Raw genomic sequence first — 25,198 nt, forward strand, 5'->3', positions numbered from 1 at the left:
CCTTTCATTAATATGTATTTATGTTAATTTGCTTCTTTCTTCAAAATTTAATTGTTATATTTATATTTCCTTTTTTTTCATCAATATGAAGTCTCACAAACATTCTAATTTGCCGCGTAAGGTAAAGTTTAAGCGATTTCACCCCTTTATAACACAATCTACAGTGTTTATTTCCCTTGTCAGTTAACTTTAAACTATAAAAAGCCAGTAAGATTACGAACGGGTATTTTAGTATAGACAAGCATTCCACAAGGCGGTTTTAGGAACTAAAAAGCAACTTATAGGTCATTCTCGTAAATATTGTGTGCCAATTTTATGACGAAATGTGAAATGCAAATGGATGATGAAGAAATGGTAGTACAATAGTCTATAGCGATGAAAATTATTAATTACCATTGAGTAAGAAGGGAAGTAAAGAAAAGATTGAAATCACTTCATATATATTCTGGACTATTCATTTCACTGCTCGTTATAAGCGTGGCAGGCTGCGGAAAAGAGGAAATCTTAACGAATGTGGGTAAGTTAGAGTTTAATCAGCCATTAAAAATTCCACCACTAGTGGAGCCCACTATAGAATCGGATGGTTCAAAGCATTTTACATTAACGATGCAAACAGGAAAGACAGAGTTATTGCCAGGTAAAATGACAGACACATCGGGTATTAATGGTACTTATTTAGGACCAACGATCAGAGCTTCTCGGGGTGACAAGGTTTCTTTTGATGTTGTAAATCAATTGGGTGAGTCATCCACTTTACATTGGCACGGTATGAAGCTGCCAGCTGTTATGGATGGAGGACCACACCAAATGATTGATGCAGGAAAGACGTGGTCACCACATTGGACTATTGACCAACCGTCTGCAACGGTTTGGTACCATCCTCACTTACATGGGAAAACAGCGGAGCATGTATATCGAGGACTTGCGGGCATGTTCATTATCGACGATGAGGACTCGAAAAAGCTTCCGAACAATTATGGTGTAGACGATATTCCACTCATCGTTCAAGATAAAATATTTACGGATGATGGTCAGTTATCAGAGGATAAAGAGGGGATATTTGGGACACTTGGTGATGAAATCCTAATCAATGGAACATACGACCCATATCTTAAAGTGACAGCAAGCCAAGTTCGTTTTCGTTTGCTCAATGGCTCAAATGCAAGAGCCTATCATTTTGGGTTTGCCGATGGTCGGAATTTTAAGCTTGTCGCAAATGATGCGGGGCTTTTACAAGAGCCGATGACTATGGATCGTGTAATGTTAAGTCCAGGTGAACGTGCAGAAATAGTTGTTGAATTTGGGCCTGGAGAGGAAACGATTCTTCATAGTTTTAATGGATATGCGGGTATTGATAATGGCGAATTTGATTTGTTAAAAATAAAAGCAGCTCCTGAATTGACAGAATCATCACCAATAGATGGACAGCTTTCAACTGTTCCAGCAATCGAAGCTCCAGAGAATGCTAGAGTTCGACTATTTAAATTAACAATGGAAAACAAGATTAATGATCAATATATGGATATGTATCGAATTGACGAGGTTATTCCAGCCGGTACGACGGAAATATGGGAGATCAATAACTTTGGCTACTCTCATAACTTTCATATCCATAATGCAGCATTCAGAGTTTTAAGCGTCAATGATAAGGAACCCCAAGAGTATGAAAGGGGAAGAAAGGATACCGTATTCATCCCTAATGGGTCAAAGGTAAGAATCGCCGTGGAATTCGCAAATTATGCTGACCCTGATTTTCCATTAATGTATCACTGCCATTTATTGCGCCATGAAGATGACGGCATGATGGGCCAATTTCTACTCGTTGAACCTGGGACAGAAGAGGAAGTGCCGACAATACTTCCTAAAGGGGAAAATGAAGATGAACATGATAGTCATCATTGATCGAAGTCTGAATGATTACAGTGAAAAGTATTTTACTTTGGAGGCAAGAACATGCAATTGACTATGTTCTTGCTTGTTTTTATGTTATACATGACGGAAGATATCCCTCACAAGCTTCTAACCCTTTAATGGGAATTCAACCAGAAGTGATACGGATAAATATTTCTGCAAGTGTATTAAAAGGAATCAAATAATGAATAAGATAATAGAAATCTAAAAAGTGGGCTTCCACCACATGAATTAAAGAAATACTTATCTTGAGGAGATTCCTATTTTAGTTGTGTTATAAATGAAATTTTCTAAATCCTTATAAAAAAATAATAATTTTATGTTGACGGGCCCAATAGTGCATGGTAAACTCAATTCTAAGAAATGAAAGCGCTATAAAATGGAGTTAAATTTTTTTTGCAATGAAATAAACGCGTGTTTATAGAAAGTTTTTATTTTTTTATTTAATATAAACGCGCGTTTATAACGAAGGTTTTATTGTAAAAAAATATTTGAAAGATAGAAGGGAGAGGGAAGAATGATAAAAGGAATAGCGCATAATGCAATTAAAGTTTCAAATATGGAAAAATCTCTAAATTTCTACTGCAATGTAGCGGGGCTGGAAAAAGCTTTTGAGATCCATGATGATGATGGGTACCCTTGGATTGTGTATTTGAAAATAAGTGAGGGCCAATTCATAGAACTTTTCTATAATGGAGAGATTGATCCAAAGACTAATTATTCCTCAGATTTAATAGGTTACCACCACTTTTGCTTTGAAGTTGATAATATACAAAAAATGGCTAACCGTATAAATGATAGCGGATATTTGAAAGGAATTACTCCATCGCAAGGTAAAGACTTCAATACAAACATATGGATACATGACCCTGATGGAAATGCGGTGGAATTTGTACAATATCATCCAGACTCTCCGCATATGAAAACAGCTGAGTAAATAAAAGGAGGAGAACCATTGTTAAAAGGAATAGCCCACATAGCCTTTGTTGTAAGTGATATGGATAAATCATTACATTTTTATAGCAATATACTAGGTTTTAAGAAAATTTATGAATTACCTGATGATAGTGGAAATCCATGGTTAATATATTTAAAGGTTAGGGATGGTCAGTTTATAGAGCTTTTTTATGGGGGTGAAAGACGTTATACGAATGCCAATGCTGCTGGATTTGAACATTATTGCTTTGAAGTAGATGATATTTATGAAATGTCTAATCTACTAGAAAAAAATGGTGTATTAGATGTTAAGCCTAACCAGGGAAAAGATTATAATTTTCAATGTTGGGCTAAGGACCCTGATGGAAACAGGATTGAGTTTATGCAAATTGATTCTAGATCACCACAAAATAATTGCTAGTAATCGATGCTTTTTTGAATGTGATTGAAGCCCTGTTATCATGACATCAAAATTTTAATATTCGTTTATTATGTTCATAAGTGAAAATAGTATCATATTAAGATATAATAAACGCGTGTTTACAATATTACATACTAACAGGGGAGAAATAACATGCGGAAAGTAAATAGCGTTGAAATAGCAAAGTTAGCTGGTGTATCAAGGTCGACAGTAAGTAGAGTAATCAATAATTATCCCAATGTACCTGAATCAACTCGTAGGAAGGTTATGGAAGTGATACAAGAACATAATTATTATCCAAATATATCGGCCCGTGTACTGGCAGGTAAAAAAACTGGAACAATTGGGCTATTTATGATTGAAAGTGGACCTGTATCCGATGATCCATTATCTAGCTTCTTTATTACTAGTATTATTGATAGTGCTTCTACAAAAGGATATTACGTATTAACTAATTTTATCCGAGACAGACAAGATTACAACACCATAGAAAGATTAAAAGAAGTTTTCTACCAACGAAGGATAGATGGTGGAATATTTATAGGGGCTGATAATTACGAACCTATGATTGAAGAGTTAATAAAAGAGGGCTTTATTATAGGAATTGTGGATCAGTCACTACCAGGTGCAAATGAACCCAATCGTATTGTGTCTAATTTTCCCAATGAAGAAGGAGTAGCAAAAGCGATTGATTATCTTGTGGATTTAGGTCATAAAAATATAGGGATTATTAATGGAGATATGAATAGGATTGCTGGTCCTCAAAAGTTTCAAGGTTATTTGAATGGAATGAAAAAAAATGATCTTAAAGTTAATAATGATTGGGTACTAAAAGGAAATTTCAGTAGAAAGAGTGGATATGAGGCTATTAAAAAGCTACTTGAAAAGAAAGTAGCATTACCTTCTGCTTTTATTGCAGCAAATGATAGTAATGCATTTGGAGTAATTCAAGCGTTACAAGAGCATTCCATAAAAGTCCCTGACGATATTTCAGTTATTGGCTTTGATGATCATATGCTTAGTGCGTTTTCAAACCCTAGTTTAACTACAGTTCGAGTCAACTTCACAGAAATGATGCAAAAATTAACGGAGAATATGATTCTTGCCGTTGAGGGAAAACAGGTTGATTCTAATCACTATGTATCAGATACGGAATTGATTATTAGGAATTCATGTAAATCAATAAATTGAAAGCAGTGATTTACATAAAGACTTTTTCTGTACTCCACTTTAATAATAATATACGAGGAGGGTTAATATGAAAAAATATATGGTTATGTTTTCAATACTTACTCTTTGTTTTGGAGTCTTATTGATGGGGTGTTCTGGTAAATCCTCCAATACAAATAACGAAAGTTCAGGAAGTAAGGGCGGTTCCGGTGACGGTGAATTTACTTATTGGTATCCATGGGGTGGAGATTCCGAGACATGGGATAAATGGAGAATGGAAGAGTTTGAAAAAGAATATACAGAAAATAAAATTAATGCTGTTTATGCTCCGCCAGATGGTGGAATTTCAAATGGGAAATTGCTTGCCGCGATAAGTGGAGGCAACCCGCCGGATGTTGTAATAAGTAGTGATTATGCTGCTGCATATGCACTTGCAGCACAAGGAGCGTTAGAACCTATAGATCAGTATTTAGTAAATGAAGGCTTTGACGAATCAAAAGTACTTGCGTCCTTCCAAGATGTGATGAAATTTGATGGTAAAACGTACTTATTTCCTCAAGATTCCAATGTCAATCTATTATACTATAACGTAAAAATGTTTGAAGAGGCCGGTTTAGATCCTAATAAGCCACCAACTACTATTGAAGAGTTAGATGAATATGCAGAAAAATTAACTAAACTTAATGATAAGGGTGGGTTTGATCGTTTAGGGTTTATTCCTTGGATTGATGCTGGAGATGATTCCTTATTATGGGGTTGGGTATTTGGAGCAAAATTTTTTGATTCAACAGAAAACCAAGTACACTTAAATGAAAAACCTCTAGTAGATTCATTAAATTGGATGAATACTTATGCACAAAGGTATAATCCGGAAAAAATTAAATCCTTTACATCTGGTTTTGGAGGCGCTTTCTCACCTGACCACCCATTTTTCACTGGTAAGGTAGCAATGACCATTAATGGGAACTGGTTTGCGAATGCACTTAAAACTTATTCACCTGATACGGAATATCGAGTAGCTGCAATCCCTAACCCGCCAGATGGCAGGGAAAAGGCTACAACACTTGGTACGAATGTTTTTATGATTCCTAAAGGAGCAAAAAATCCTGAAGCAGCTATTAAATTCATTCTATTCGGAGGACAGCCTGAAATTCTAGCTGACAACATCAATATTTGGAGATCCATTTCTATTTATAATGAACCCAGTGATGCGGTTAAATGGGATGGAGATCAAGTTTACGATGTAGTTCTAGATGTTGCAGCTTCAACAAATTCTGGTCATCCAGCCCTTACTTCAATTGCTGGACAGTTAAAAAATGAATTAACCTTATTGCGTGACAGTGTTATTTATAACGATAATGACCCAGAACCACTATTAGAGGAAGCTGAAAAGAAACTACAAAAAGAATTAGATTAGTCATTGTAATATTCCTCGGATTTGGATTTAAACTAAATTCAAATCCGAGGGAGATGTTTTATTAGAATAGTAATCTTTTTCAGTCATCAACTTTGGGAAAAAGGGGATTATACCGAGAAAAAAATATTTGAAAATAGCTATTATTAAAGAGAGGATACTATGATATGAGTACATCTCAAAAAACAGAAACTTTTTATCGAACGGTAAGTAACTTAGGGAAATCACATAAATCTATAAGAAATACTGAAACAGGTATAGTTTATATTATTCTCATTATTTTTTCCTTAATGTATATCATTCCATTTTTATGGCTATTATCAGGTTCTTTAAAGAGCAGCTCGGAGTTATTTGCAAATCCACCAATTTGGATTCCAAAAGAATTACAATGGTCAAATTATGTGAACGCATTCAGTCAATTTCCGTTTCTCTTATATTTAAGAAATACACTAATTATTACCTTTTCCACTATTATTGGTGCAGTTATATCCAATTCTCTAATAGCTTATGGCTTTTCTAGAATCCAATGGAAAGGTAGAGACACTGTATTTATTATAGTGTTGGCGACATTAATGTTACCGTTTCAAGTGTTGATGGTTCCCTTATTTATATTATTTAAAAATTTAGGTTGGATTGGTACGTTTTTACCACTAACTGTTCCAGCGTTCTTTGGAAATGCATTTTTTATCTTTTTATTAAGGCAGTTTTTTTTGGGAATTCCCCATGAACTGTCGGAATCTGCGAAAATTGATGGTGCCTCCGAGTTTTATATCTATTGGAAGGTAATTTTGCCTCTATCAAAACCAATATTAACAACGGTTGTTATCTTTTCATTTATTAATGCATGGGGGGATTTCATTGGACCTTTAGTTTTTTTAAGCGATAACAAGCTTTACACTCTATCTTTAGGAATACAACAAATTATGTCCGAAAATGATCCGCGCTGGCCTTTATTAATGGCTGTTGGAGTTGCGATGACTTTGCCGGTAATTATCATTTTTTTCGTACTCCAAAAGTACTTTATTCAAGGAATTACATTTACAGGATCAAAGGGATAAAGGAGAGATGGCATGAATATTCAAAAAAGAAATTTAAGAAATGGCCTACTATTCATATCGCCTTGGATCATAGGTTTTCTCATATTTACAGCGTATCCTCTATTTAGTTCCCTTTACTATTCATTTACGGATTATAACCTAATTGCTGATGCGAAATTTATAGGATTAGATAATTATAAAAAGTTATTTTTTGAGGATAATCTGTTTTATAAGGTTCTATCAAACACATTATATATGATTTTTGTAGGGCTTAGTTTTACTACTATCGTAGCAATTTTTATATCAATGATGTTAAACAATAAAAAGATAAAAGGAATGTCTTTTTTTAGAATTGTATTTTTTATTCCTACATTAGTTCCGTTTGTTGTATTGGCAATTTTATGGGTTTGGATATTACAGCCTGATTCAGGCGTTGTTAATTCTATATTGTCCTGGTTTGGTGTAGAGGGCCCTGGTTGGTTTGCTAGCCCATCTTGGTCAAAGCCGGCATTTATTTTAATGGCGACTTGGATGTCGGGAAATATGATTCTAATTTATTTGGCTGGATTAAGTGATATACCACAATCTTTATATGAAGCAGCTTCTATTGATGGTGCGAATTCAATTCAAAAGGCGTTCCATATTACATTACCAATGTTAAAGCCTGCAATCCTATTTAATGTGATAACAGGGACAATTGGCGTATTTCAATCATTTGCGGAGGCTTTTATTATTACAAACGGTGGACCAGACGGCTCAACCACTTTCTATGCACTGTATTTGTATCAAAGCGCTTTTCAATATTACAAAATGGGGTACGCATCTGCAATGGCATGGATATTATTAGTCATAGCACTTTCAATTACTTTAATATTTTTTAAACTTTCAAAAAGATGGGGAAATGAAAATTAATAGTTTAAAGGGGAAATGAAAATGAATAAAAATGTTTTAGGAAATAACACGATTACTCAAATTGGAATTATTGTAAAAGATATTGAAAAAACCTCCCAAGCTTATGCTGATTTTTTTGGTGTAGAGAAACCAGAGGCGTTTTGGACAGATGGCTTTGAAGTTGCGCAAACTGAATATAAAGGGGAAGCATCGAATGCAAGGGCGCAATTGGCCTTTTTCGATATGGGGTCGCTACAGTTGGAATTAATTCAACCAGATGAGAATCCTAGTACATGGAGGGAATTCTTAGATAATCACGGAGAAGGTGTACAACATATTGCGTTTGTTGTAGAAGGATTAAAAGAAAAGGTAGAAATTATGAATGAGAATAATATGACACTAATTCAAAAAGGTGAATACACCGGTGGTAGATACGCCTATATGGATACACTAAAGGATTTAAAAGTTATTCTTGAATTACTAGAAAACGATTAATTTTAGAAAGGAAATGCTATGAATATATTAATTTCAGGTGCAAATCGAGGCCTAGGTTTTTCTTTGACAAAGGTGGGTTTGGAACGGGGACACTATATTTTTGCTGGTGTAAGAAATATATCAGACTCATTGTTAAATCTTCAAGAAGTATACACTGATCAATTGGAAATCTTAAAAATAGATGTAACAGATGAAGAAACAGTAGTTGAGGCTGCCAATTCTATTAAGAAAAACCATTTGAAAATAGACTCAATTATAAATAGTGCTGGAGTTCTTTTAGGAAGAGAGAAGTATATCGAGGAATTAAATCTGGATGAAATGATGAAGTCATATGATATTAATACACTTGGTCCTATCCGTATCATTAAAAACTTTCTTCCTCTTCTAATGAGGGGAGATAAGCAGACAATTATTAATATTACATCAGAAGCAGGTAGTATTACAAATGCTTATAGTAGGGATTATCCTTATGGATTATCGAAAGTAGCTTTAAATATGTTATCAGAAAAACTTAATGTGTATTTAAAAGAAAAAGATATAAAAGTGTATTCCATACATCCAGGTTGGATGAAAACAGATATGGGCGGAGAAAATGCACCAACAGATCCAATGGAAACAGCAAATGGCATTATGGATATTATCGAAAGAAAAGTTGAAGTAAAAAGTAAATATGTTTTCATAGATTATAATGGACAACCAATGGTCATTTAGGAGTGAGGAAATGGCAAAAAGAATAATTGCTATAGTAGGGGATTTTTATCATGATGAAGATCTGGCAAAACAATCACTCAGCAAGGCAATGGATGGACTCAATCAAATATCCGTCGAATTTACAAATGTTCAGGACTTAGTAAATAGCTTAAAAACAAAGCCAGATGCAGTAATTTTATTTGCGGAAAATCGACTGAATCCACAGGATGAAGAAATACAGACCTGGATGAATAGTACGGCAGAAAATGCGATATCTGATTATGTTAAAAATGGAGGAACATGGATTGCATGGCATTCCGGACTAGCATCTTATGAAAATTTCAAAGAATATACATCTTTGCTGAAAGGTTATTTTGAACATCATCCACAAAAGCATCAAATGGTTACATATTTTGCAGATAGGGATACTGATTTATTTAAAGTTGAAGAGAAGTTTACAATTCTAGATGAACACTATTTTGTTTTTTGTGATGAGGCTAATACTAATGTATTCTTAAGATCAGAGTCTGTTGATGGATCTTCGATAGCAGGGTGGGAACATTCACATGGGCTAGGGAAAGTCATATGCATAACACCTGCCCATAATGCGGAGGGATTGCTTCACCCTGGTATGACTAGCCTTTTACACAATGCCATTAAGTTAATATAATTTTTAAGAGTATATTACTAAGCTGCCCAAGATCTTTTTAGATGGGCGGCTATTTTTTTATGAGTCCCTTTTTTTCCTCTTAATCGATATGTAAAAAGTGAAACGGTTTATTTTTTAAAAATCCCTAGATAGGCAGAAAAACAACCGCAATCATAGTACTCCTGGGAAACTTAAAGTCGAATTTCAATATCAATAAGTCGATTTTATTATCAGGCATTTTATCAAATAACCTCTACATTTTATGTTACGATAATAATTGGTTGAGAAAATTCTCTAATTTTGTCGAACTACAAATTCTATCGGTAATTTATGATTTTTAAAAGGGGTTTAAGAAATGAAAAAGAATCGAACGTTTTTAATAGTGATATTAACAGTAGTACTATGTATTTTAGCTGCTTGTGGAAATGCAGCTGATAAGTCAAATGCCGAACCGAAAGAACAGCCATTACATAGCAGCTCATCGAATATAGATATAACTGCTATAGATGAAAATCCAGAACACACTTCTGAAGAAACTGACAACAACGAGGTAAGCGATAAAGAAGACACATCTATAAGTTCAAATGATGCAGAGAACTCTAGTAATCTTGACAGTGATATGACAGAAAATCAAAAGGAAGAGTATCTAAAAAAATTCAATGATACTAAAAAAGAAATGGATGAATTGCAAAGAAATTCAAAGGATACAGCAACATACGCAATGAAAAAAGTGGAAGATGATCGTTATGATGTTTGGGATGAATGGTTGAATGAAGTATACGGGGTCTTAAAGGCACAGATTTCTACAGAAGAAATGGACGAATTGAGAAAAGAACAACGGGATTGGATAAAACATCGAGATGATACAGCGTTGGAGGCATCATTCAAATACAAAGGCGGTACAGCGGAGCATTTAGAATATGTAACTGTGCAAGCAAATCTTACTGAAGAAAGATGCTATGAATTAGTTGAAAATTATATGAAGTAATATTTTAATACTAGCGAGTATTCATGCGAAATTAATGTACATAAACAAACAAGAGTATCCTCCATTAGCAAGTACAACACTCGATGAAAAAGTAAACTCAACTAAAAACCGGACGTGCCAAGTTCACTAGTCCGGTTTTTATGAAAAAACTTAATAATTTTGATTCACCTCTGACCCAAGAGGCACTTCTTTCGGAAGCTTATACGAAGCGCTAGGAATTTTTCGCGGCTCGTTATTAATGGCATCTGACGAATATACCAATATTCTTACGGTTCCACCGTATACATTTGATCGAATCAATATAGGCTGGTTGTATTTGTTCGTAAAGCGGAAATCGGGTCCATACCAGCTGACAGTAGCATCTCTTCCAGAAGGTACATAGCCAACCCGTTTGCTATGGGAGTATCGTTCTGTAATAGTCAACCCCGCTGTATCTACTGCATTGTACAGCGTTGAAGAAATTTGGCATATGCCACCACCAATGTCCTCCGACAATTCACCCTTTACAATCACCGGTGCCCGCTTATAGCCTTTTTCCCTTGTTCGTTTTCCAACCACTTTATTAAAGGAAAAAGTCTCACCAGGAAAAACAACGTGGTTATTGATTGCTTCACTTGCAAGTATAATATTATGAGAACGCTCTTTGTTATTTGAATTAAAATAGGTAGTATAATGTCCGATTCGATTTACTCTTATTTGTGAGAGCAGTTCGCTATCCACGTTTGGAAATATTGTATGCATGGGAGCTTCTATGTAAGAGGAACCTTTATTGAAAAAATATGTATAAAACAATCGTGTGAATGCCTCATGGTCCAGTTTATACCCTACTTTTTCAGCAACGATATTCCCATTGTTATCGAGAGAAGCGTTTGTTGGCGGTTTATAGATGGTCTTATCTAGTTTTTGAATAAATTCATTGTAGTTTTTTTGATCAATAAGCGGAAAATCTATTAATGGGTTTGAAAAATAAGCGCGATTCACATTTGCAATTGTTTTTCCTTCATGACTAACGACTAAATTGTCAGGAAGATTGTTCTGACTTCCTATCAATAATAATACTGACAACCAGATGAATTTCATAAGATAGCCTACCTCCCAGTGTTAGTATGGGTATAGGGATACCTTTTCATGTGTATATATACATGAAAAATCCTTAGGAGGGGAAAGGTTTTAGTCCTTCAAATTCTTCAAAAGGTTACGCATATCATTTCATTAACCAAAAAGTTATTGGCGCCCAGCCATACTATTTTTCCCTGGTCATCCTTTGCCAAAGGGCGCATCAAACCTCCCAATCATACTCCATCAGTTGAGCTGTATGTTTCGCTCGTTCTTCTCCAAATAATTTACTCACCACGTATAGAGACATATCAATTCCAGCAGATACCCCAGCGGAAAGAATGATTTTACCATTGTCAATATAACGAGCATCCTCGATTATTTCCGCTGATTCTGGAGCAACTGCCTTCAATTCATTCATCGCAAGCCGGTTTGTTGTCAGTTTCAATCCATCCAGCAAATTTGCTTTAGCTAAAATTAAAGCTCCTGTACAAACAGAGAGGAGAAGTTCCACGTCCTTCGATATTTCGCGAATCCAATTCGTGATGATTTTGTTTTCCATTTCGTTCCTAGAGCCCCAGCCTCCGGGGATAATTAATAAATCAGGCTGTGGACAGTTACCAATAGTGTACGTTGGGTTGATGCTGAGATTTCCCAATGCTATGATTGGGCGGTCATGTTCAGCTACGGTGTAAACGTTGAAGTCTTTTCCTCTGTTGCTCCCAGTAATAAATACTTCAAACGGTCCTGTTAAATCCAGAACTTCTACATTGTCGAAAATCAAGATCGCTACATTTCTTGGTTGCCGTATTTCCTCCATACCATCATCTCCCTAAAAATAGTATTGAAAGTAAGCAATTATGTTCTGTTAAGAATTATTTAGCAGATCTTGTTGTGTAGGGTGAACATAAGCCTTATTCTGCCATCATCATGATTGTTCTTTTTGGCATTTTACCATTATAAATGGAAAAGAAGGTTTATTTTCCATATTTTTATTTGGTTCACTTATTTCAGAAACCTCTATTAGTCTATAGTTTTCAAATTCTTGTTTTATCGAGTCAAAGTCATAAAAAAACATTTTTAGGCCTTCCATTATTTCGAAATAATCTTTTCCTAGCTGTTTGCCCTTTCCAAACATGGGAGCTTCTTTAGAAATCGTCGTAAAAATCATATATCCATTTGGCTTTAACTGTTGAAAGCAATCTTTAATAAACTTCTCACGCTCATGCTTACTCAATAAATGAATTAGGGCATAACAAAATATTCCATCATACAGCTTGTTATCAAAAGGCATATCAGTTACGGAACCAATAAAAGTATTCATATTTAGCCCATTTTCCCTTGCCAATTCGATTGCTGTCGTGGAAATCTCAATACCTGTTACATTGATTCCGTTGTCCATGAATATCTTTGCGTTTCTACCATAACCAATACCGGGGATTAATATATCTTTAACGTTTTTTTCTAGAAAAAAGTCCTTTGTCAAAATTGCGGAGTCTGAAGGTTCAAATCCCCACATCATTTGATTTTCGATAAAACTTGATTCCCAGAATTCTGTCATAACTCAAACCGCCTTTACAAATATCGGCTTATTCTTCCATACTTGATTGCTTTTAGTTATTAATTTTTTATGGCAATATTTAAGCCGATTTTATCGTTTTCAGTGATGGATCTAATAACTCTGCAAGGTACGCCTGCTGCAATCACATTCGCAGGAATATCTTTTGTTACAACACTTCCAGCGCCAATAGCTGTATTATCCCCAATTGTCACACCTGGAACAATGACAGCGGAACCGCCAATCCAAACATTATCTCCTATATTAATTGGCAGTGAGCGCTCATAACCTGCTTTACGCTCATCCGCATCAATGGGATGATTTGGCGTATACAAACCAACATTCGGACCAAATAGCACATTGTGGCCGATCGTCACCTTGGCACAATCCAAAATGGTACAATTAGAATTTGCGTAGAAGTTGTCGCCAGTCGAAATATTATAACCAAAGTCACAGTTAAACGGCGATTCAATCCATGCATTTTCTCCTATGGAAGGAATTAATTGTTGGATTACTTGATTTCTTTCAAAGCGACTAGACGGTTTTAAATGATTCAATTCAAATAATAAGTCTTTTGCTCTTTCTCTATCTTTTGTTAGCTCTTTGTCCCAAGTTAAATAGAATTCTTGATTTAGCATTTTATCTTTTGCGCTCATAATATCTTCTCCTAATGTAGCATCTTGTTGTATTAAAAATTAATATACACCCAATTGTACTAAGAAACCATCACACTTTACTTATATATATAAATACGACCCATCATCGAACTTTTCGTTGAGGTGTTAAAATGAATAGACTTTCAAATTTTACTCTATATTCGCTCTAAGAGGTGAGAATAGATAAAAAAACTGGAAGAGAAAATATCACTCTTCCAGTTTTTTTGGACAACTTTAATATATTTATTAATTTCGAATGAGATAATCAAATGCCCCTAGAGCTGCGGTAGCACCAGATCCCATTGAAATGATGATTTGTTTAAATGCGCTATCTGTACAGTCGCCTGCTGCAAAGACACCAGGGATCGTAGTAGCTCCACGCTTGTCTACAACGATTTCGCCCATTCTCGTGCGCTCAAGCGTTTCTCCTAACCATTCTGTATTAGGAACAAGACCAATCTGAACAAATACACCAGCTAATTCAATGTGTTGTTCAATTCCTGTATCACGTTCAATATAAGAAATACCGTTAACTTTGTCAGTGCCTGTAATTTCTTTTGTTTGAACGTTCTTTAATACTGTAACATTCGGCAGGCTGTAAAGACGATCTTGCAATACGGAATCAGCTTTCAATTCTGGCATAAATTCAAGAACTGTGACATGTTTCACAATGCCAGCCAGATCAATGGCTGCTTCAATACCGGAATTACCGCCGCCAATAACAGCTACGTGTTTTCCTTCAAATAATGGACCGTCACAGTGAGGGCAGTAAGCGACCCCTTTGTTTTTAAATTCAGCCTCACCAGGTACGCCAACATTACGCCAACGAGCACCTGTTGAAAGGATGACGGTTTTACTTTTTAGAATAGCCCCGTTTTCCAATTCAATTTCAATGAGATCTTTCTTTTCTAAACGTTTGGCACGCTGTAAGTTCATCACATCAACGTTGTATTCTTTTACATGTTCTTCAAGACTTGCAGCGAGCTTAGGGCCTTCTGTGTGTTTTACACTGATGAAGTTTTCAATGGCTGCTGTGTCCAAGATTTGACCACCGAAACGTTCAGCGACAATCCCTGTACGAATCCCTTTACGTGCTGCATAAATGGCCGCACTAGCACCTGCAGGTCCGCCTCCAACAACAAGTACATCATATGGATCTTTATCCGAAAACTCGGATGCATCAGGAGCACTGCCCATTTTAGCAAGTAGTTCCTCCAATGACATACGGCCGCTAGAGAATGACTCTCCATTTAGGAACACAGTCGGTACTGCCATGATGTCTTTGCTTTCAACCTCTTCCTTATAGGCCGCACCATCAATCATCGTGTGCGTAATGCCAGGGTTAAGAATACTCATCAAGTTTAATGATTGTACGACTTCAGGACAGTTTTGGCAGCTTAAGCTAATATACGATTCAAAGTGGTATTTACCTTCAATATTTCTAATTTGATCAATGACTTTCTGATCAACTTTCGGCGGTCTTCCGCTAACTTGAAGGAGAGCGAGCACTAATGATGTAAATTCATGTCCGAGTGGGATGCCTGCAAAAGTGATCCCAGTGTCTTCGCCGATACGATTGACACTAAAGCTCGGTGTTCTTTCTAACTGTGTGTTTTCCACTTTAATGTGGGATGACATGGTGGCTAATTCGTCAACTAGAGCCACCATATCGCTAGAAACCTTATCAGAACCTGCGCTGACTTTAAGCAGCACATCGCCCTCCATCATTTGAAGATATTGGGCTAATTGTGCTTTTATATCTGCATCTAGTAACATGGGTTGCACTCCTTATATCTTTCCAACAAGGTCGAGGCTTGGTTTAAGAGTTTCGGAACCTTCTTGCCATTTTGCTGGGCAAACTTCACCTGGATTGTTGCGAACATATTGCGCTGCTTTAATTTTGTTAACTAGAATACTTGCATCACGACCGATGCCGTCTGCATTGATTTCCGCTGCTTGTACAACTCCGTCTGGATCAATGATGAAAGTACCACGTTGTGCAAGTCCTGCTTCTTCATCTAATACGTCGAAGCTGCGAGAAATTGTTTGAGAAGGATCGCCAATCATAATGTATTCAATTTTGCTAATAGCATCTGAATGATCATGCCATGCTTTATGAGTAAAGTGAGTATCCGTTGAAACGGAATATACCTCAACTCCAAGATCTTTTAGAGCTGCATATTGATTTTGAAGATCCTCAAGCTCAGTAGGGCAAACGAATGTAAAGTCTGCAGGATAGAAGCAAACAACACTCCACTTACCTTTCAAGCTTTCATGAGTAACATCGATAAAATCACCGCTTCCTGCATTGTAAGCTGATGATTTAAATGGTAGTATTTCTTTTCCGATTAAAGACATATTGAATCTCCTCCTGATGTGTTTTGTAGAATTATAGTTAGGCCGATAATGTAGAACATATAGTCAATACTATAAATAGCCAATAATAAGATTAAGTTATTATTGCTTGCTTAACTATAATAATTCTAATTCAATATCAATTATTGTATAAAGAATGATCTTTGTCAACTATTATACCATTATGATCATTTTCATTGAAAATAAACATTTTTGTCACTAAAAAAAAGTAAATAAATTGATTTGCCTGATAAGATTTAATTTTCAATTATCATTCAACATTCTCAATTAATATGGAAGAACTGAAAAACTGAATAACAAAATAAAGCTGGAGTAATGGCAGGTTCCTCTGGAGGATACTCCAACTTTTTTGTCGTTTATTGATGCTTTTTGATCAATTCAACAAATTCATTCACGAATCCTTGAAGGAATCCTGTCGTTCCTTCATTCAACATGCCGTTTTCATCTAATAGTTCATGTACAGAGCCAATATACGCTTCCGGTTGCTGAACAACAGGCATATTTAAAAAAGCAAGTACTTGACGCAAGTGATGGTTTGAACCGAATCCAGCAAGCGCACCTGGCGATTGGCTGATAATTGCGGCGGGTTTTCCATTCCACGAACTCTCACCATAAGGGCGTGATGCTACATCAAGAGCGTTTTTTAATGCAGCAGGGATTGAACGGTTATATTCAGGTGTTACAAATAATACCGCGTCTAATTCTTTGATAGTATTTCGGAAGGCTGTATATTCTGCAGGAGTTTCTAAGTCTCCTTCATAATCTTGGTTAAATAAAGGAAGGTGGCCGATTTCAATAAACTCTGTTACATATTCTTCTGGGAATAAAGATGCTACATTATCAGCAACTTGTTTTGAAAAAGAATTTTTGCGAAGACTCCCAACGATAATACCGATTTTATTCACGCTATTCATCCATCCTTTTTTATTTTGAATTTGAGGTAATTTTAATAAGTACGATAAAAATAGGCAAAAAAAATGCTTTAACTTTTTACGAGTCTGTATGTCACCGACTTATTGCTTTTAATAAATTGACAAGCTTATCTTTTCCGATAATTTCTTATAATATTACTCAGCATTATTCAAAGTTTTTATGGCTTTAAATGAAGAAGACAGAGTATCTTGTCAGCCATTTTCCAGCGCGCGCTTTTCTGTTTACAAAAATGATGACAAGTATACGAAATGTAAACATTTGTTTACAAACTCGTTTACATGTATACAAATGCGTATACATCCACTTATAAAAGGATGTATACGCATTTGTTATTTTTGTTTACCTTTTTGTATACAAAAATCAGCTAGTTTACAAGTTGTTTACAGGTTTACGGTTTTGTTTCTTTTTGGCGGAGGTCATTGAAGATTGGATGAAACACATCTACTCTTAAATAAGAAAGACTTGTGAATACATAGCTTTTAGTTACAATAATTTTATATGAAAAGGGATGATCTTTTGTCTAAAACAAGGGTTGCGGCTGTGGATGTTGGAAATGATTCGATTAAGGCTATTTTTGGCGAATTAGAGTACGAATTAAATATACCTAATATTATCGCGAGGGATACGGAAGACCGTCCAGTTATTGGGGTTGAAGAATTAAATGATAAAAATCCATTAGACGGGATTCATATAAAAGTCCACTCCCCTGCTTTGAAAGAGAATAATGTCATTTATCGTGTCGGCAATTTGGCAACGAAAAGTAATAATGCCACTGAATTAGACCCTGGCAGCAGTAAATCAGAGGAAGACCAAACATTGGTGATGCTGTTTGCCACCTTAGCGTTAGATGCCGTTAGAGCAGAGAATGAAAATGTTTTCCCGCGTTCGAAAAATGTCGTTGATGCAAACTATACATTAGGAACCGGCCTCCCCCTTCGTGAGGTGAAAGAAGGAAGAGATGTTGGATACCGTTCGAAATTGGTTGGATCTGTTCACCAAGTAGAGTTTCTCGTCACACCTAAATACCAAGGCTTAAAAGTAAATATTAAATTTAATGAAGTAAAAGTCTACCCTGAAGGCTTTGCTGCTTATATTAATCTTGTTATGGATAATCAATTAAAAATCATTAATAAAGATTTAATTGATAAAAGAATTCTTATTCAAGATATTGGAGGCTTGTCGACAGATATCGCGGTAATTAAGAATCGCAATGTCGACGATGATAAAGCGCAAGGGTTTAACCTTGGTGTATCGGAATCCCTAGAGGCCGTTCGAGAAGAAATTAGGACAAAGCATGGAATAGAATTAGACAGCCGCCGTGATGTAGTCGAGATTATTACGAGGAAAAATGATCGGAATCATATTATGGTGAAAGGAAGCAGGACGAGTGTTCATGATATTACCGACCGGATTCTTCTAGAATTAGCGAAAAAGCAGTATCGCTTATTGCGCAATGTATGGCAGAAAAACTCGCAAACCGAAATTTGTTATTTTGTCGGCGGAGGGTCTAACGTATTGAAAGAATATATTAAAGCATTAAATAATAGTTTGGACGGATATAATATAGAATTTTTTGAAGATGAAAAAGAAAGTATTTGGATGATGGCAAATGCCTACTATAAATTAATCACTGATTTTGCAACGAAAGCAGAGAAGCAAAAGGCAGTAAAAGAGACAATAAAAGAGCCCGTAAAGAACTAGTGTAGGGATGATAATATGAAAAAGTCTGCTTCAGGTGAAATTAAGAGGGGACAAGCCATTTCTTTCCGTGTTCCATCTGATACGCCCGATCATTTACTAAAACATTTGCAAAAGTTAAAGGAAACGGAAAGAAGAAACTTTTCAAGCAAAATGGCCGAGTTTGTGCTGCGAGGAGTGGGGAATTCCTATTCAAGGGAACGGGAAACCATTACGATTCCCCTGCCTAAAAGCTTAAGCAAATCACAGCGAGATTGGTTGAAGCATGAACACTCCGAGGCATTGCTGGGCAGTATTGTTTATCATTTGTTATCTGATCCAGTTCGGTCTACATCATTACTCGCTTCTATGAATAGTAGTTCATTAGACATCAATCAGGCATTGTATCTGCAAGAAGAGACGCCTGATGAAAGTGAGTTTGAAGTGTCAAGTAGTCCATCGTCTAATGTTGACAACTCGGATGATGATTTAAGTGCGTTTCATTGGGAATCCGCAAAACAAAGCCAGCCTCACGTTGAGGAAGAAGAGAATGATGAAACGGAAAATAACTTGGATGATCTTCTGGGGGATTTTCTAGCCAGTATGAATAAATAAGAATAAATCGAAAGCTGACCGCTATTTTTGGTCAGCCTTTTGTGTTGGGGTTTATTGGCTGCGAGCGACTGCTTTGTCTAAATGAAAAGCAAGTTGAGCGTAGCGGGCGCTTTGGGTTATTTGATAGATTAGCGGCTTTGTGAAGAAGGGTTAACGCTCTTTTTGTTGAAGTTATTAGGCTAATAGGAAGCAAGGTAAATAAGACGGGAGGGAAATGTTTGGAGAAGAAAGAAAGTGTTCATGTCGCTAATGAGGGTCATAAGTTGTTTTCTGCTTTTACAGATTACTCATTAGGAATTTTTATCAGTATTGTTCTTGGGGTTATGTGGTCAAAGGTTTATCAGACATGGGCTATCGTTTATCGAGAAAGTCAATTTGACAATAATCAACCTATTACATGGATGGAAGATTCTCCGCCTACTTGGATAACTGCAACTGAGAGCCCTAATTCTTTTTTAACAGGTGTTATATTTTTCTTTGTTATAGTAGGGATTATATTCACCTTTTGTCTAAGAAAAAGATTTAAGGTTACAACTAGATAACGATTCATTCTTCTAAACAAACAGATGGTTTATTTTGAAGACTAGATATATTGATATTGGTATATATTATTTCAACAAAAATATTAACTACTTCATTATGGAAAAGTAGATATTTCCGCTTGGATCGAAACCCAAGCGTTGATAGGTGCAGTAGTAGTTTGTTATTCGGTATGCTATTTCAATTGTTAAAGATTATCTGTATTAATTCGTGGGGTTTCTGGTTCAAGAGACGCTGCTGCTCTGGCATTATCATTATGTCGATCTTTATTGTCACTATCTAATTTACTGTTTCTATCTATATGTTTGGAAGTTTTCTTTTTGTCGGCCATCTTATCACCTCCTACGGATAATATGTCCAATTCTTACCTTGAAAATGGCTGAAATTAATTAAAATTTCTTAGAAGGATTTAAAGGGGTGGCAGCTTCCTTGCCTATTGAGTTAAGGTCAGGTTGAAGAATTTGTTTTTATTCTAATTTAGAGAAGGGAGCCAGTTTATTATGATGATAAAAGGTATCGGAGGAATATTTTGGAGGACTAAAAATCTAGATGCTATAAAAAAGTGGTACGGTGAAGTGCTGAAGATCGAAATCGAAAATTGGAATGGGACTATTATTAAGCCACCTTCAGATAATGAAACGATCCTTTCTTTCTTTACTGAAGATGATCTTTACTTCCCAACAGAACAGCAAGTAATGTTAAATTTCCAAGTTTATAATCTAGACGACATGATACAGCATCTTGAACAAATGGGTGTACCTCTTGTTAAGGAAAAAGAGATAAGTGATTTTGGTAAATTTATTTGGATTAAAGATCCTGAGGGTAGACTAGTTGAACTATGGGAGAAATAACGGATTCGGTTGAAAAAGCTGGTGCTTGAGCGAAACAAAAAGCGGCTCCTTGTTTCATTCCGCGAAGGAGCAGATCAGCATTCAAAAAGAAACGAAAGAAGTGGCAAGTTAATGAAAGAATCCTCTCAAAGTTATCGTTTTGAGGGGATTCTATTATTTAAGTAGATCTCAAATTTTTAATTTAAAGGAAGAATTTAAATTTGTTTGTATTTGAGGGAGTCCTCTATAAAAGCAAATATTCTAATTTTCAATAAAAACACCTTTGACATGCATGTTTGTTTATTTGCTCCTTCTTATATGTCAGATTGCATTATACAATATAATCATTGTTAGTTTTTCATAAAAAGGGGGTTCGATCATGTTTGTACCCAAATTTTTTAAAGTGAATGATTTTGAGGAAATTAAAGAATTTATTAAAGCAAACTCATTTGGAACAATTGTCACAACAGAAAATGGTAAACCAATTGCTACTCATATACCATTGCAATTAAGAAAAGAAGGCGAGAAGTATTATATAACAGGTCATGTTGCTTATGGAAACCGTCAATGGAGAACTTTTGAAACTTGCGAGGAGGTACTCGTAATTTACCAAGGACCCCACGCATATATTTCATCTTCTTGGTATGGTCATGAAAATGTTCCAACTTGGAATTATCAAGCTGTCCATATATATGGTAAAGCAAATATTTTAGATAAAGAAGAATTAAAAGATGATCTCGCACAGTTGCTAAAAAAGTATGAAAAACACAGAAAAACACCAATATTATGGGATAAACTTTCTTCCGAGCTTTTAGATAGGGAGCTCAAAGGTATTGTTGGATTTAAGATTAAAATCAATGAAATTCAAGCTGCATATAAACTGAGTCAGAACCGAAATGAGGAAGATTATGTAAATATCATTAACCATCTGAAAGAGGAAAGAAATCCAATATCTCAACAAGTGGCAGATGTAATGGAAAATAGATTGTTAAAAGATAAATAACATGATAATTGGTTGGTTAAACCTACAAAGGAGATAAAAGTATGTTAAATGAAGCATTTCACATTGCTGTACCAACTGCATTTTTTGAAGATGAATCTATTAATATACAAGGGACAGTAGATCATATAAGGGATTTATATAAACAAGGAGTAAAATCTGTTCTTGTCTGTGGTTCAACTGGGGAACAACATAGTATTAATCTGAATGAAAAAATGGAGTTAGTTAATCGGTTAGTAGTAGAAAAAGACCTTATAGATAATATGGAGATTATATTTGGTGTTTCTTCCATTAGACAGAAGGATGCAGAGGAACTAGCTAAACACATTTGCAATACAAATATATCTGGCATTTTACTTGGATACTCGCCTTATATTTTACCTACACAAGCAGAAGCTCTAGTATATACAAAAGCCATTATTAATCATTGTCATAAACCAACTATTTTGTATAATAATCCAAATAGAACGGGATTTGATTTGTCACTAGAAAATATTGTTCAGTTAAGTAATATGGAATTAGTAGTGGGAATAAAAGAAGCAGGTAAAAAGGAAAAAGTGGAATTATTAAGAAAAGAAATTCAAAGAAATGACTTTCATTATTATGCAGGCGGGGAAATGGAATTGGAAGAGAAAGTAGCACTTGGATTTGATCGTCTATCCTCGATTGCTGGAAATATTTCGCCAAAAGAAATGAGCGAATGGTTTTATAAAATAGTTTCTAGGCAAGAAATTACAAAACAAGAAAGATTGAGGATAGACAATATTTTATTACACGTTTATCAAGGTTCCCCCTTGCTAAATATTAAAAAAAGTATTAATGAAAAGGGTATACCAATTGGAATCTGTAGAAGTCCAATTGGTAATAAGTAATTAAATATGAAACAGTATGAAGAGGGTTGTATATGCAGCCCTCTATTTTATATTGTAAAGTAGTTTGGGAATTATTTTACTTAAAGAGGAGCATTAATCGAAGAAGGATTAACGTTTTTTATGTTGAAGTTATTAAGTTAAAGGCTGAACACTTCTAGGCTAAAATGATGCTCTTAATTAAAATTGGTATAACGATAAAAAGCGTATTGTTATTTGAAACTGGGATTTAATATTATTAACTCAATGCCGTCTAATGCAAGAAGGAGCGGTTTTTACGACTTTGGCAAAAGGGGCTGACTCAATGAATAGTAATTTTGGTAAATACGATATACCACCTACACTCCAAAAGTTAATAGATTTACAAACGATCCTTAGTGATCGAGAACAATTTTATCATGGTTTTAATTTTTACCTTTCCCTTGGGAATTTCAGATATTTTAATACACCAAGTGATGTAATTGTATTTGGTAATATTGGTGTAGACGGTATTCATTATGGAATCCTTACTGATTATGGTTCTGTAAATGAACTGGAGGCCGCACCTATTGTTTGTGTTAGTCCGATGGATTTTGACCGTCCAATTCGTTTAGTTGCTAACAATTTATGTGAATTTTTAAGGATAAATATGAAGGACAGTGAACTGTTCTATAATCAGTTTGAAAGTGAAGAGAAATATTTAAAAGTTAAAGAACAATGGCGTGAAGAGGCTGAAAATTCCCCATATCAACCTACTGAATATGAAGAATTCGTTAAGCAGAGGGTCTCCAATTTTTTAATAGAGGATCTCAAAGTCCCTAATATTGACAATCCCTATCAGTACGTTCAAACCGTTAAACAGGAGCGACAAAGAAATATAAGCATCCAGACACAGGATGGGCTAGGTGTTACTACTCCGCTGCTCCCAGGTGAAGAACACATACACTTCCCAATCGATAAAGATGTAGATCCAGATTTGGAGATGCTGCAGGGTTATCTTTCTTCACAGCCAAAATCCTCACGATTAGCGGTACTTAGGGACTTGCAGCTAAATTATGTATTGAAAGATTACCCGGAACTATTTAAAATAGTCATTCATGCAATGATCAATATGGAACTTATTGATGAAGCTAAACGAATATATGAAGATAATTAAAATACAATCAACTTTTGATGGGCCATCTTATTTACCATTAATGCGTGAAGTTGTTAAAAAACTATTTTCTATACGGAAGACAGCTATTTTGGATAGAATTTTGCTTAACGTATAATAAAATTAAATGATGACAGAAACAAACACATCATACGTTCTATAAGAGAATTAACCTTAAATGGAGGTGGAACGCTTGAGGCCTCAACTAACAGAGACGTTGAATGTACAAGATTTTCGCAATTTTTATGAGGGATTAATAATAAAGATAAAAATCGCGAAGATGCCATTATCGCTTGGAAAACAATAAAAAAACTACCGGGCAGCAACAAATACAAAAGCCAATATACATATTCTTAACAGGGTGCAAGAACGGTAAAGGGCTTGCACCCAAATCCTTTAACCAAAGGTTTGCCCTGCTATCCCATATAAAGTTCCATTTCTTTGCGGAAACTTATCAGGATTAATGACCATCAAAGGTCTTTTTGTTACATCATCAAATCCTTGTTTTTCCAAAAGCTCCATAAAGTTCTCGTGTTCTGATGCCAGGTCAATTCTCAATTTTCCCATGTAGTTATTTACTAATTTATACATTAATAAAGCTGCTATTTCATCATTCGGTGTAACTAAGGGACCTAATAGTAGGTTTTTAGTTGCTTGAATAGATAATCCAAAACCGATTATGACTCCACATTCATCTTTAACAACTAGAGACTTTTTTGCTTGTTTTATTCTATGAAATAGAAATTCCTGTCTGTTTACTCCTGTTGCTTTTTCATCTAATTTCACAACTCCAGAAAAATCTGTTTCACAAAAAGGAGTTATCTCAACTTGTATTTCTTGAACTTTATTGGATGGAATGTAGCGATCACAAGATATTTTATATACATGACTTATCGTTTTAAAACCCATCTTTTTATAAACGGGTTCACCAGCATTTGTAGCAACTAACATAATAGGTGTTTCAGATGAAACTGAGTCCATACAGATTTTAGTAACTTCCTTGCCTAAACCCGCTCCTCTATACTCTTGACTTACAAGAACCATACCTATAGATGCCAAAGAATCATTATCATACAAAATAATTGCGGCTGCAGAAACTAATTCTCCTAGTTGACTTCTGTGTCCATATACTTTTCCTGTAGAAAAAATAGTCGATAATTCCTCCCGGTCATAATCCCATCCAACTGACTTTGTAAGACGTATTAGCGCAGGTATATCCTTTTGAGTTAAACTTTCTAATATTAATTCGTTTTTCTTTAAATTTGGATTCATGACAATCGCTCTCTCCTTTTACTCTTGACTTAAATATCTGGAATATATATATCCGAAGTGCCGTTAATAGAAGACTTGCGGG

The 25,198-nt window shown here is 35.3% G+C and carries 28 protein-coding genes; 19 read left to right on the forward strand and 9 right to left on the reverse strand.

Annotation, left to right across the window (positions count from 1 at the left end):
- Positions 1 to 423: 423 nt before the first annotated feature.
- The 12 genes from KHA96_RS08480 (at position 424) to KHA96_RS08535 (ending at position 10,602) form a co-directional block, all read left to right on the forward strand.
- Entirely contained in the window at positions 424 to 1,902 is a 1,479-nt protein-coding gene (locus KHA96_RS08480; RefSeq protein ID WP_213128884.1) for a multicopper oxidase family protein, read from the forward strand.
- Between the two features lie 11 nt (positions 1,903 to 1,913).
- Entirely contained in the window at positions 1,914 to 2,096 is a 183-nt protein-coding gene (locus KHA96_RS08485; protein ID WP_213128885.1) for a hypothetical protein, read from the forward strand.
- Between the two features lie 332 nt (positions 2,097 to 2,428).
- Positions 2,429 to 2,848, forward strand: coding sequence for a VOC family protein (locus KHA96_RS08490; RefSeq protein ID WP_213128886.1), 420 nt, complete (start codon positions 2,429 to 2,431; stop codon positions 2,846 to 2,848).
- 18 nt (positions 2,849 to 2,866) lie between these two features.
- Entirely contained in the window at positions 2,867 to 3,268 is a 402-nt protein-coding gene (locus KHA96_RS08495) for a VOC family protein (RefSeq protein WP_213128887.1), read from the forward strand.
- A 153-nt stretch (positions 3,269 to 3,421) separates the two neighbouring features.
- Positions 3,422 to 4,459 carry a LacI family DNA-binding transcriptional regulator gene (locus KHA96_RS08500; protein WP_213128888.1) on the forward strand — a complete coding sequence of 346 codons (1,038 nt, stop codon included), beginning with the start codon at positions 3,422 to 3,424 and terminating at the stop codon, positions 4,457 to 4,459.
- Between the two features lie 67 nt (positions 4,460 to 4,526).
- Positions 4,527 to 5,855, forward strand: a complete 1,329-nt coding sequence (locus tag KHA96_RS08505) for an ABC transporter substrate-binding protein (protein WP_213128889.1) — start codon at positions 4,527 to 4,529, stop codon at positions 5,853 to 5,855.
- A gap of 164 nt (positions 5,856 to 6,019) precedes the next feature.
- On the forward strand, positions 6,020 to 6,910 hold the full coding sequence (locus tag KHA96_RS08510) for a carbohydrate ABC transporter permease (RefSeq protein WP_213128890.1): 891 nt from the start codon (positions 6,020 to 6,022) through the stop codon (positions 6,908 to 6,910).
- Between the two features lie 12 nt (positions 6,911 to 6,922).
- The gene (locus KHA96_RS08515; RefSeq protein WP_213128891.1) at positions 6,923 to 7,801 is read left to right on the forward strand and encodes a carbohydrate ABC transporter permease; all 879 of its coding nucleotides are present in this window, start codon (positions 6,923 to 6,925) and stop codon (positions 7,799 to 7,801) included.
- Positions 7,802 to 7,822: 21 nt separating this feature from the next.
- The gene (locus tag KHA96_RS08520; RefSeq protein WP_213128892.1) at positions 7,823 to 8,275 is read left to right on the forward strand and encodes a VOC family protein; all 453 of its coding nucleotides are present in this window, start codon (positions 7,823 to 7,825) and stop codon (positions 8,273 to 8,275) included.
- A gap of 18 nt (positions 8,276 to 8,293) precedes the next feature.
- Positions 8,294 to 8,986: an SDR family oxidoreductase gene (locus tag KHA96_RS08525; RefSeq protein ID WP_213128893.1), complete on the forward strand. Its 693-nt coding sequence runs from the start codon at positions 8,294 to 8,296 to the stop codon at positions 8,984 to 8,986.
- A 10-nt stretch (positions 8,987 to 8,996) separates the two neighbouring features.
- Complete coding sequence (locus tag KHA96_RS08530; protein WP_213128894.1) at positions 8,997 to 9,635, forward strand: ThuA domain-containing protein; 639 nt, start codon at positions 8,997 to 8,999, stop codon at positions 9,633 to 9,635.
- Between the two features lie 334 nt (positions 9,636 to 9,969).
- Positions 9,970 to 10,602: a lysozyme inhibitor LprI family protein gene (locus KHA96_RS08535; protein WP_213128895.1), complete on the forward strand. Its 633-nt coding sequence runs from the start codon at positions 9,970 to 9,972 to the stop codon at positions 10,600 to 10,602.
- Positions 10,603 to 10,752: 150 nt separating this feature from the next.
- On the opposite strand, the gene KHA96_RS08540 is transcribed toward KHA96_RS08535, so the two are convergent.
- The 7 genes from KHA96_RS08540 to KHA96_RS08570 all read right to left on the reverse strand — a co-directional run bounded on the left by KHA96_RS08540 (position 10,753) and on the right by KHA96_RS08570 (position 17,153).
- A complete protein-coding gene (locus KHA96_RS08540; RefSeq protein ID WP_213128896.1) occupies positions 10,753 to 11,682 on the reverse strand; it encodes a VanW family protein in 930 nt (309 codons plus the stop codon).
- Positions 11,683 to 11,881: 199 nt separating this feature from the next.
- Positions 11,882 to 12,478 (reverse strand): DJ-1/PfpI family protein, encoded by a 597-nt coding sequence (locus KHA96_RS08545; RefSeq protein WP_213128897.1) that lies wholly within the window; start codon positions 12,476 to 12,478, stop codon positions 11,882 to 11,884.
- A gap of 108 nt (positions 12,479 to 12,586) precedes the next feature.
- On the reverse strand, positions 12,587 to 13,219 hold the full coding sequence (locus KHA96_RS08550) for a class I SAM-dependent methyltransferase (protein WP_213128898.1): 633 nt from the start codon (positions 13,217 to 13,219) through the stop codon (positions 12,587 to 12,589).
- A 59-nt stretch (positions 13,220 to 13,278) separates the two neighbouring features.
- The gene (locus KHA96_RS08555; RefSeq protein ID WP_213128899.1) at positions 13,279 to 13,872 is read right to left on the reverse strand and encodes a sugar O-acetyltransferase; all 594 of its coding nucleotides are present in this window, start codon (positions 13,870 to 13,872) and stop codon (positions 13,279 to 13,281) included.
- 246 nt (positions 13,873 to 14,118) lie between these two features.
- The gene (gene ahpF / locus KHA96_RS08560; RefSeq protein WP_213128900.1) at positions 14,119 to 15,648 is read right to left on the reverse strand and encodes an alkyl hydroperoxide reductase subunit F; all 1,530 of its coding nucleotides are present in this window, start codon (positions 15,646 to 15,648) and stop codon (positions 14,119 to 14,121) included.
- Positions 15,649 to 15,660: 12 nt separating this feature from the next.
- On the reverse strand, positions 15,661 to 16,230 hold the full coding sequence (ahpC, locus tag KHA96_RS08565) for an alkyl hydroperoxide reductase subunit C (protein WP_213128901.1): 570 nt from the start codon (positions 16,228 to 16,230) through the stop codon (positions 15,661 to 15,663).
- 374 nt (positions 16,231 to 16,604) lie between these two features.
- A complete protein-coding gene (locus KHA96_RS08570) occupies positions 16,605 to 17,153 on the reverse strand; it encodes an NADPH-dependent FMN reductase (protein WP_213128902.1) in 549 nt (182 codons plus the stop codon).
- Between the two features lie 544 nt (positions 17,154 to 17,697).
- On the opposite strand from KHA96_RS08570, the gene KHA96_RS08575 reads away from it, so the two are divergent.
- The 3 genes from KHA96_RS08575 (at position 17,698) to KHA96_RS08585 (ending at position 20,015) form a co-directional block, all read left to right on the forward strand.
- The gene (locus KHA96_RS08575) at positions 17,698 to 18,882 is read left to right on the forward strand and encodes a ParM/StbA family protein (protein WP_213128903.1); all 1,185 of its coding nucleotides are present in this window, start codon (positions 17,698 to 17,700) and stop codon (positions 18,880 to 18,882) included.
- Between the two features lie 15 nt (positions 18,883 to 18,897).
- Positions 18,898 to 19,473 carry a hypothetical protein gene (locus KHA96_RS08580; RefSeq protein ID WP_213128904.1) on the forward strand — a complete coding sequence of 192 codons (576 nt, stop codon included), beginning with the start codon at positions 18,898 to 18,900 and terminating at the stop codon, positions 19,471 to 19,473.
- A gap of 218 nt (positions 19,474 to 19,691) precedes the next feature.
- Positions 19,692 to 20,015 carry a hypothetical protein gene (locus tag KHA96_RS08585; protein ID WP_213128905.1) on the forward strand — a complete coding sequence of 108 codons (324 nt, stop codon included), beginning with the start codon at positions 19,692 to 19,694 and terminating at the stop codon, positions 20,013 to 20,015.
- A 185-nt stretch (positions 20,016 to 20,200) separates the two neighbouring features.
- Here KHA96_RS08585 and KHA96_RS08590 read toward each other — a convergent pair whose 3' ends face one another.
- The gene (locus KHA96_RS08590) at positions 20,201 to 20,344 is read right to left on the reverse strand and encodes a hypothetical protein (RefSeq protein ID WP_213128906.1); all 144 of its coding nucleotides are present in this window, start codon (positions 20,342 to 20,344) and stop codon (positions 20,201 to 20,203) included.
- Between the two features lie 172 nt (positions 20,345 to 20,516).
- Between KHA96_RS08590 and KHA96_RS08595 the strand changes: the two genes are divergently transcribed.
- The 4 genes from KHA96_RS08595 to KHA96_RS08610 all read left to right on the forward strand — a co-directional run bounded on the left by KHA96_RS08595 (position 20,517) and on the right by KHA96_RS08610 (position 23,847).
- On the forward strand, positions 20,517 to 20,864 hold the full coding sequence (locus tag KHA96_RS08595; RefSeq protein WP_213129880.1) for a VOC family protein: 348 nt from the start codon (positions 20,517 to 20,519) through the stop codon (positions 20,862 to 20,864).
- A 358-nt stretch (positions 20,865 to 21,222) separates the two neighbouring features.
- Entirely contained in the window at positions 21,223 to 21,846 is a 624-nt protein-coding gene (locus tag KHA96_RS08600; RefSeq protein WP_213128907.1) for an FMN-binding negative transcriptional regulator, read from the forward strand.
- Positions 21,847 to 21,887: 41 nt separating this feature from the next.
- Complete coding sequence (locus KHA96_RS08605; RefSeq protein WP_213128908.1) at positions 21,888 to 22,715, forward strand: dihydrodipicolinate synthase family protein; 828 nt, start codon at positions 21,888 to 21,890, stop codon at positions 22,713 to 22,715.
- 301 nt (positions 22,716 to 23,016) lie between these two features.
- A complete protein-coding gene (locus tag KHA96_RS08610) occupies positions 23,017 to 23,847 on the forward strand; it encodes a hypothetical protein (protein ID WP_213128909.1) in 831 nt (276 codons plus the stop codon).
- 393 nt (positions 23,848 to 24,240) lie between these two features.
- Here the strand turns inward: KHA96_RS08610 and KHA96_RS08615 are convergent, their stop codons facing one another.
- On the reverse strand, positions 24,241 to 25,116 hold the full coding sequence (locus KHA96_RS08615; RefSeq protein ID WP_213128910.1) for a GNAT family N-acetyltransferase: 876 nt from the start codon (positions 25,114 to 25,116) through the stop codon (positions 24,241 to 24,243).
- Positions 25,117 to 25,198 lie beyond the last annotated feature (82 nt).

It is taken from the genome of Bacillus sp. FJAT-49711, assembly GCF_018343715.1.
GTDB lineage: Bacteria > Bacillota > Bacilli > Bacillales > Bacillaceae_C > Lederbergia.

Bases quoted from the DNA above. Each gene is read 5' to 3' on its own strand.
- KHA96_RS08485 (WP_213128885.1), top strand. From the start codon at position 1,914: ATGATTACAGTGAAAAGTATTTTACTTTGGAGGCAAGAACATGCAATT.
- KHA96_RS08490 (WP_213128886.1), top strand. From the start codon at position 2,429: ATGATAAAAGGAATAGCGCATAATGCAATTAAAGTTTCAAATATGGAA.
- KHA96_RS08500 (WP_213128888.1), top strand. From the start codon at position 3,422: ATGCGGAAAGTAAATAGCGTTGAAATAGCAAAGTTAGCTGGTGTATCA.
- KHA96_RS08505 (WP_213128889.1), top strand. From the start codon at position 4,527: ATGAAAAAATATATGGTTATGTTTTCAATACTTACTCTTTGTTTTGGA.
- KHA96_RS08510 (WP_213128890.1), top strand. From the start codon at position 6,020: ATGAGTACATCTCAAAAAACAGAAACTTTTTATCGAACGGTAAGTAAC.
- KHA96_RS08515 (WP_213128891.1), top strand. From the start codon at position 6,923: ATGAATATTCAAAAAAGAAATTTAAGAAATGGCCTACTATTCATATCG.
- KHA96_RS08520 (WP_213128892.1), top strand. From the start codon at position 7,823: ATGAATAAAAATGTTTTAGGAAATAACACGATTACTCAAATTGGAATT.
- KHA96_RS08525 (WP_213128893.1), top strand. From the start codon at position 8,294: ATGAATATATTAATTTCAGGTGCAAATCGAGGCCTAGGTTTTTCTTTG.
- KHA96_RS08530 (WP_213128894.1), top strand. From the start codon at position 8,997: ATGGCAAAAAGAATAATTGCTATAGTAGGGGATTTTTATCATGATGAA.
- KHA96_RS08535 (WP_213128895.1), top strand. From the start codon at position 9,970: ATGAAAAAGAATCGAACGTTTTTAATAGTGATATTAACAGTAGTACTA.
- KHA96_RS08540 (WP_213128896.1), bottom strand. From the start codon at position 11,682: ATGAAATTCATCTGGTTGTCAGTATTATTATTGATAGGAAGTCAGAAC.
- KHA96_RS08545 (WP_213128897.1), bottom strand. From the start codon at position 12,478: ATGGAGGAAATACGGCAACCAAGAAATGTAGCGATCTTGATTTTCGAC.
- KHA96_RS08550 (WP_213128898.1), bottom strand. From the start codon at position 13,219: ATGACAGAATTCTGGGAATCAAGTTTTATCGAAAATCAAATGATGTGG.
- KHA96_RS08555 (WP_213128899.1), bottom strand. From the start codon at position 13,872: ATGAGCGCAAAAGATAAAATGCTAAATCAAGAATTCTATTTAACTTGG.
- ahpF (WP_213128900.1), bottom strand. From the start codon at position 15,648: ATGTTACTAGATGCAGATATAAAAGCACAATTAGCCCAATATCTTCAA.
- ahpC (WP_213128901.1), bottom strand. From the start codon at position 16,230: ATGTCTTTAATCGGAAAAGAAATACTACCATTTAAATCATCAGCTTAC.
- KHA96_RS08580 (WP_213128904.1), top strand. From the start codon at position 18,898: ATGAAAAAGTCTGCTTCAGGTGAAATTAAGAGGGGACAAGCCATTTCT.
- KHA96_RS08590 (WP_213128906.1), bottom strand. From the start codon at position 20,344: ATGGCCGACAAAAAGAAAACTTCCAAACATATAGATAGAAACAGTAAA.
- KHA96_RS08595 (WP_213129880.1), top strand. From the start codon at position 20,517: ATGATAAAAGGTATCGGAGGAATATTTTGGAGGACTAAAAATCTAGAT.
- KHA96_RS08600 (WP_213128907.1), top strand. From the start codon at position 21,223: ATGTTTGTACCCAAATTTTTTAAAGTGAATGATTTTGAGGAAATTAAA.
- KHA96_RS08605 (WP_213128908.1), top strand. From the start codon at position 21,888: ATGTTAAATGAAGCATTTCACATTGCTGTACCAACTGCATTTTTTGAA.
- KHA96_RS08610 (WP_213128909.1), top strand. From the start codon at position 23,017: ATGAATAGTAATTTTGGTAAATACGATATACCACCTACACTCCAAAAG.
- KHA96_RS08615 (WP_213128910.1), bottom strand. From the start codon at position 25,116: ATGAATCCAAATTTAAAGAAAAACGAATTAATATTAGAAAGTTTAACT.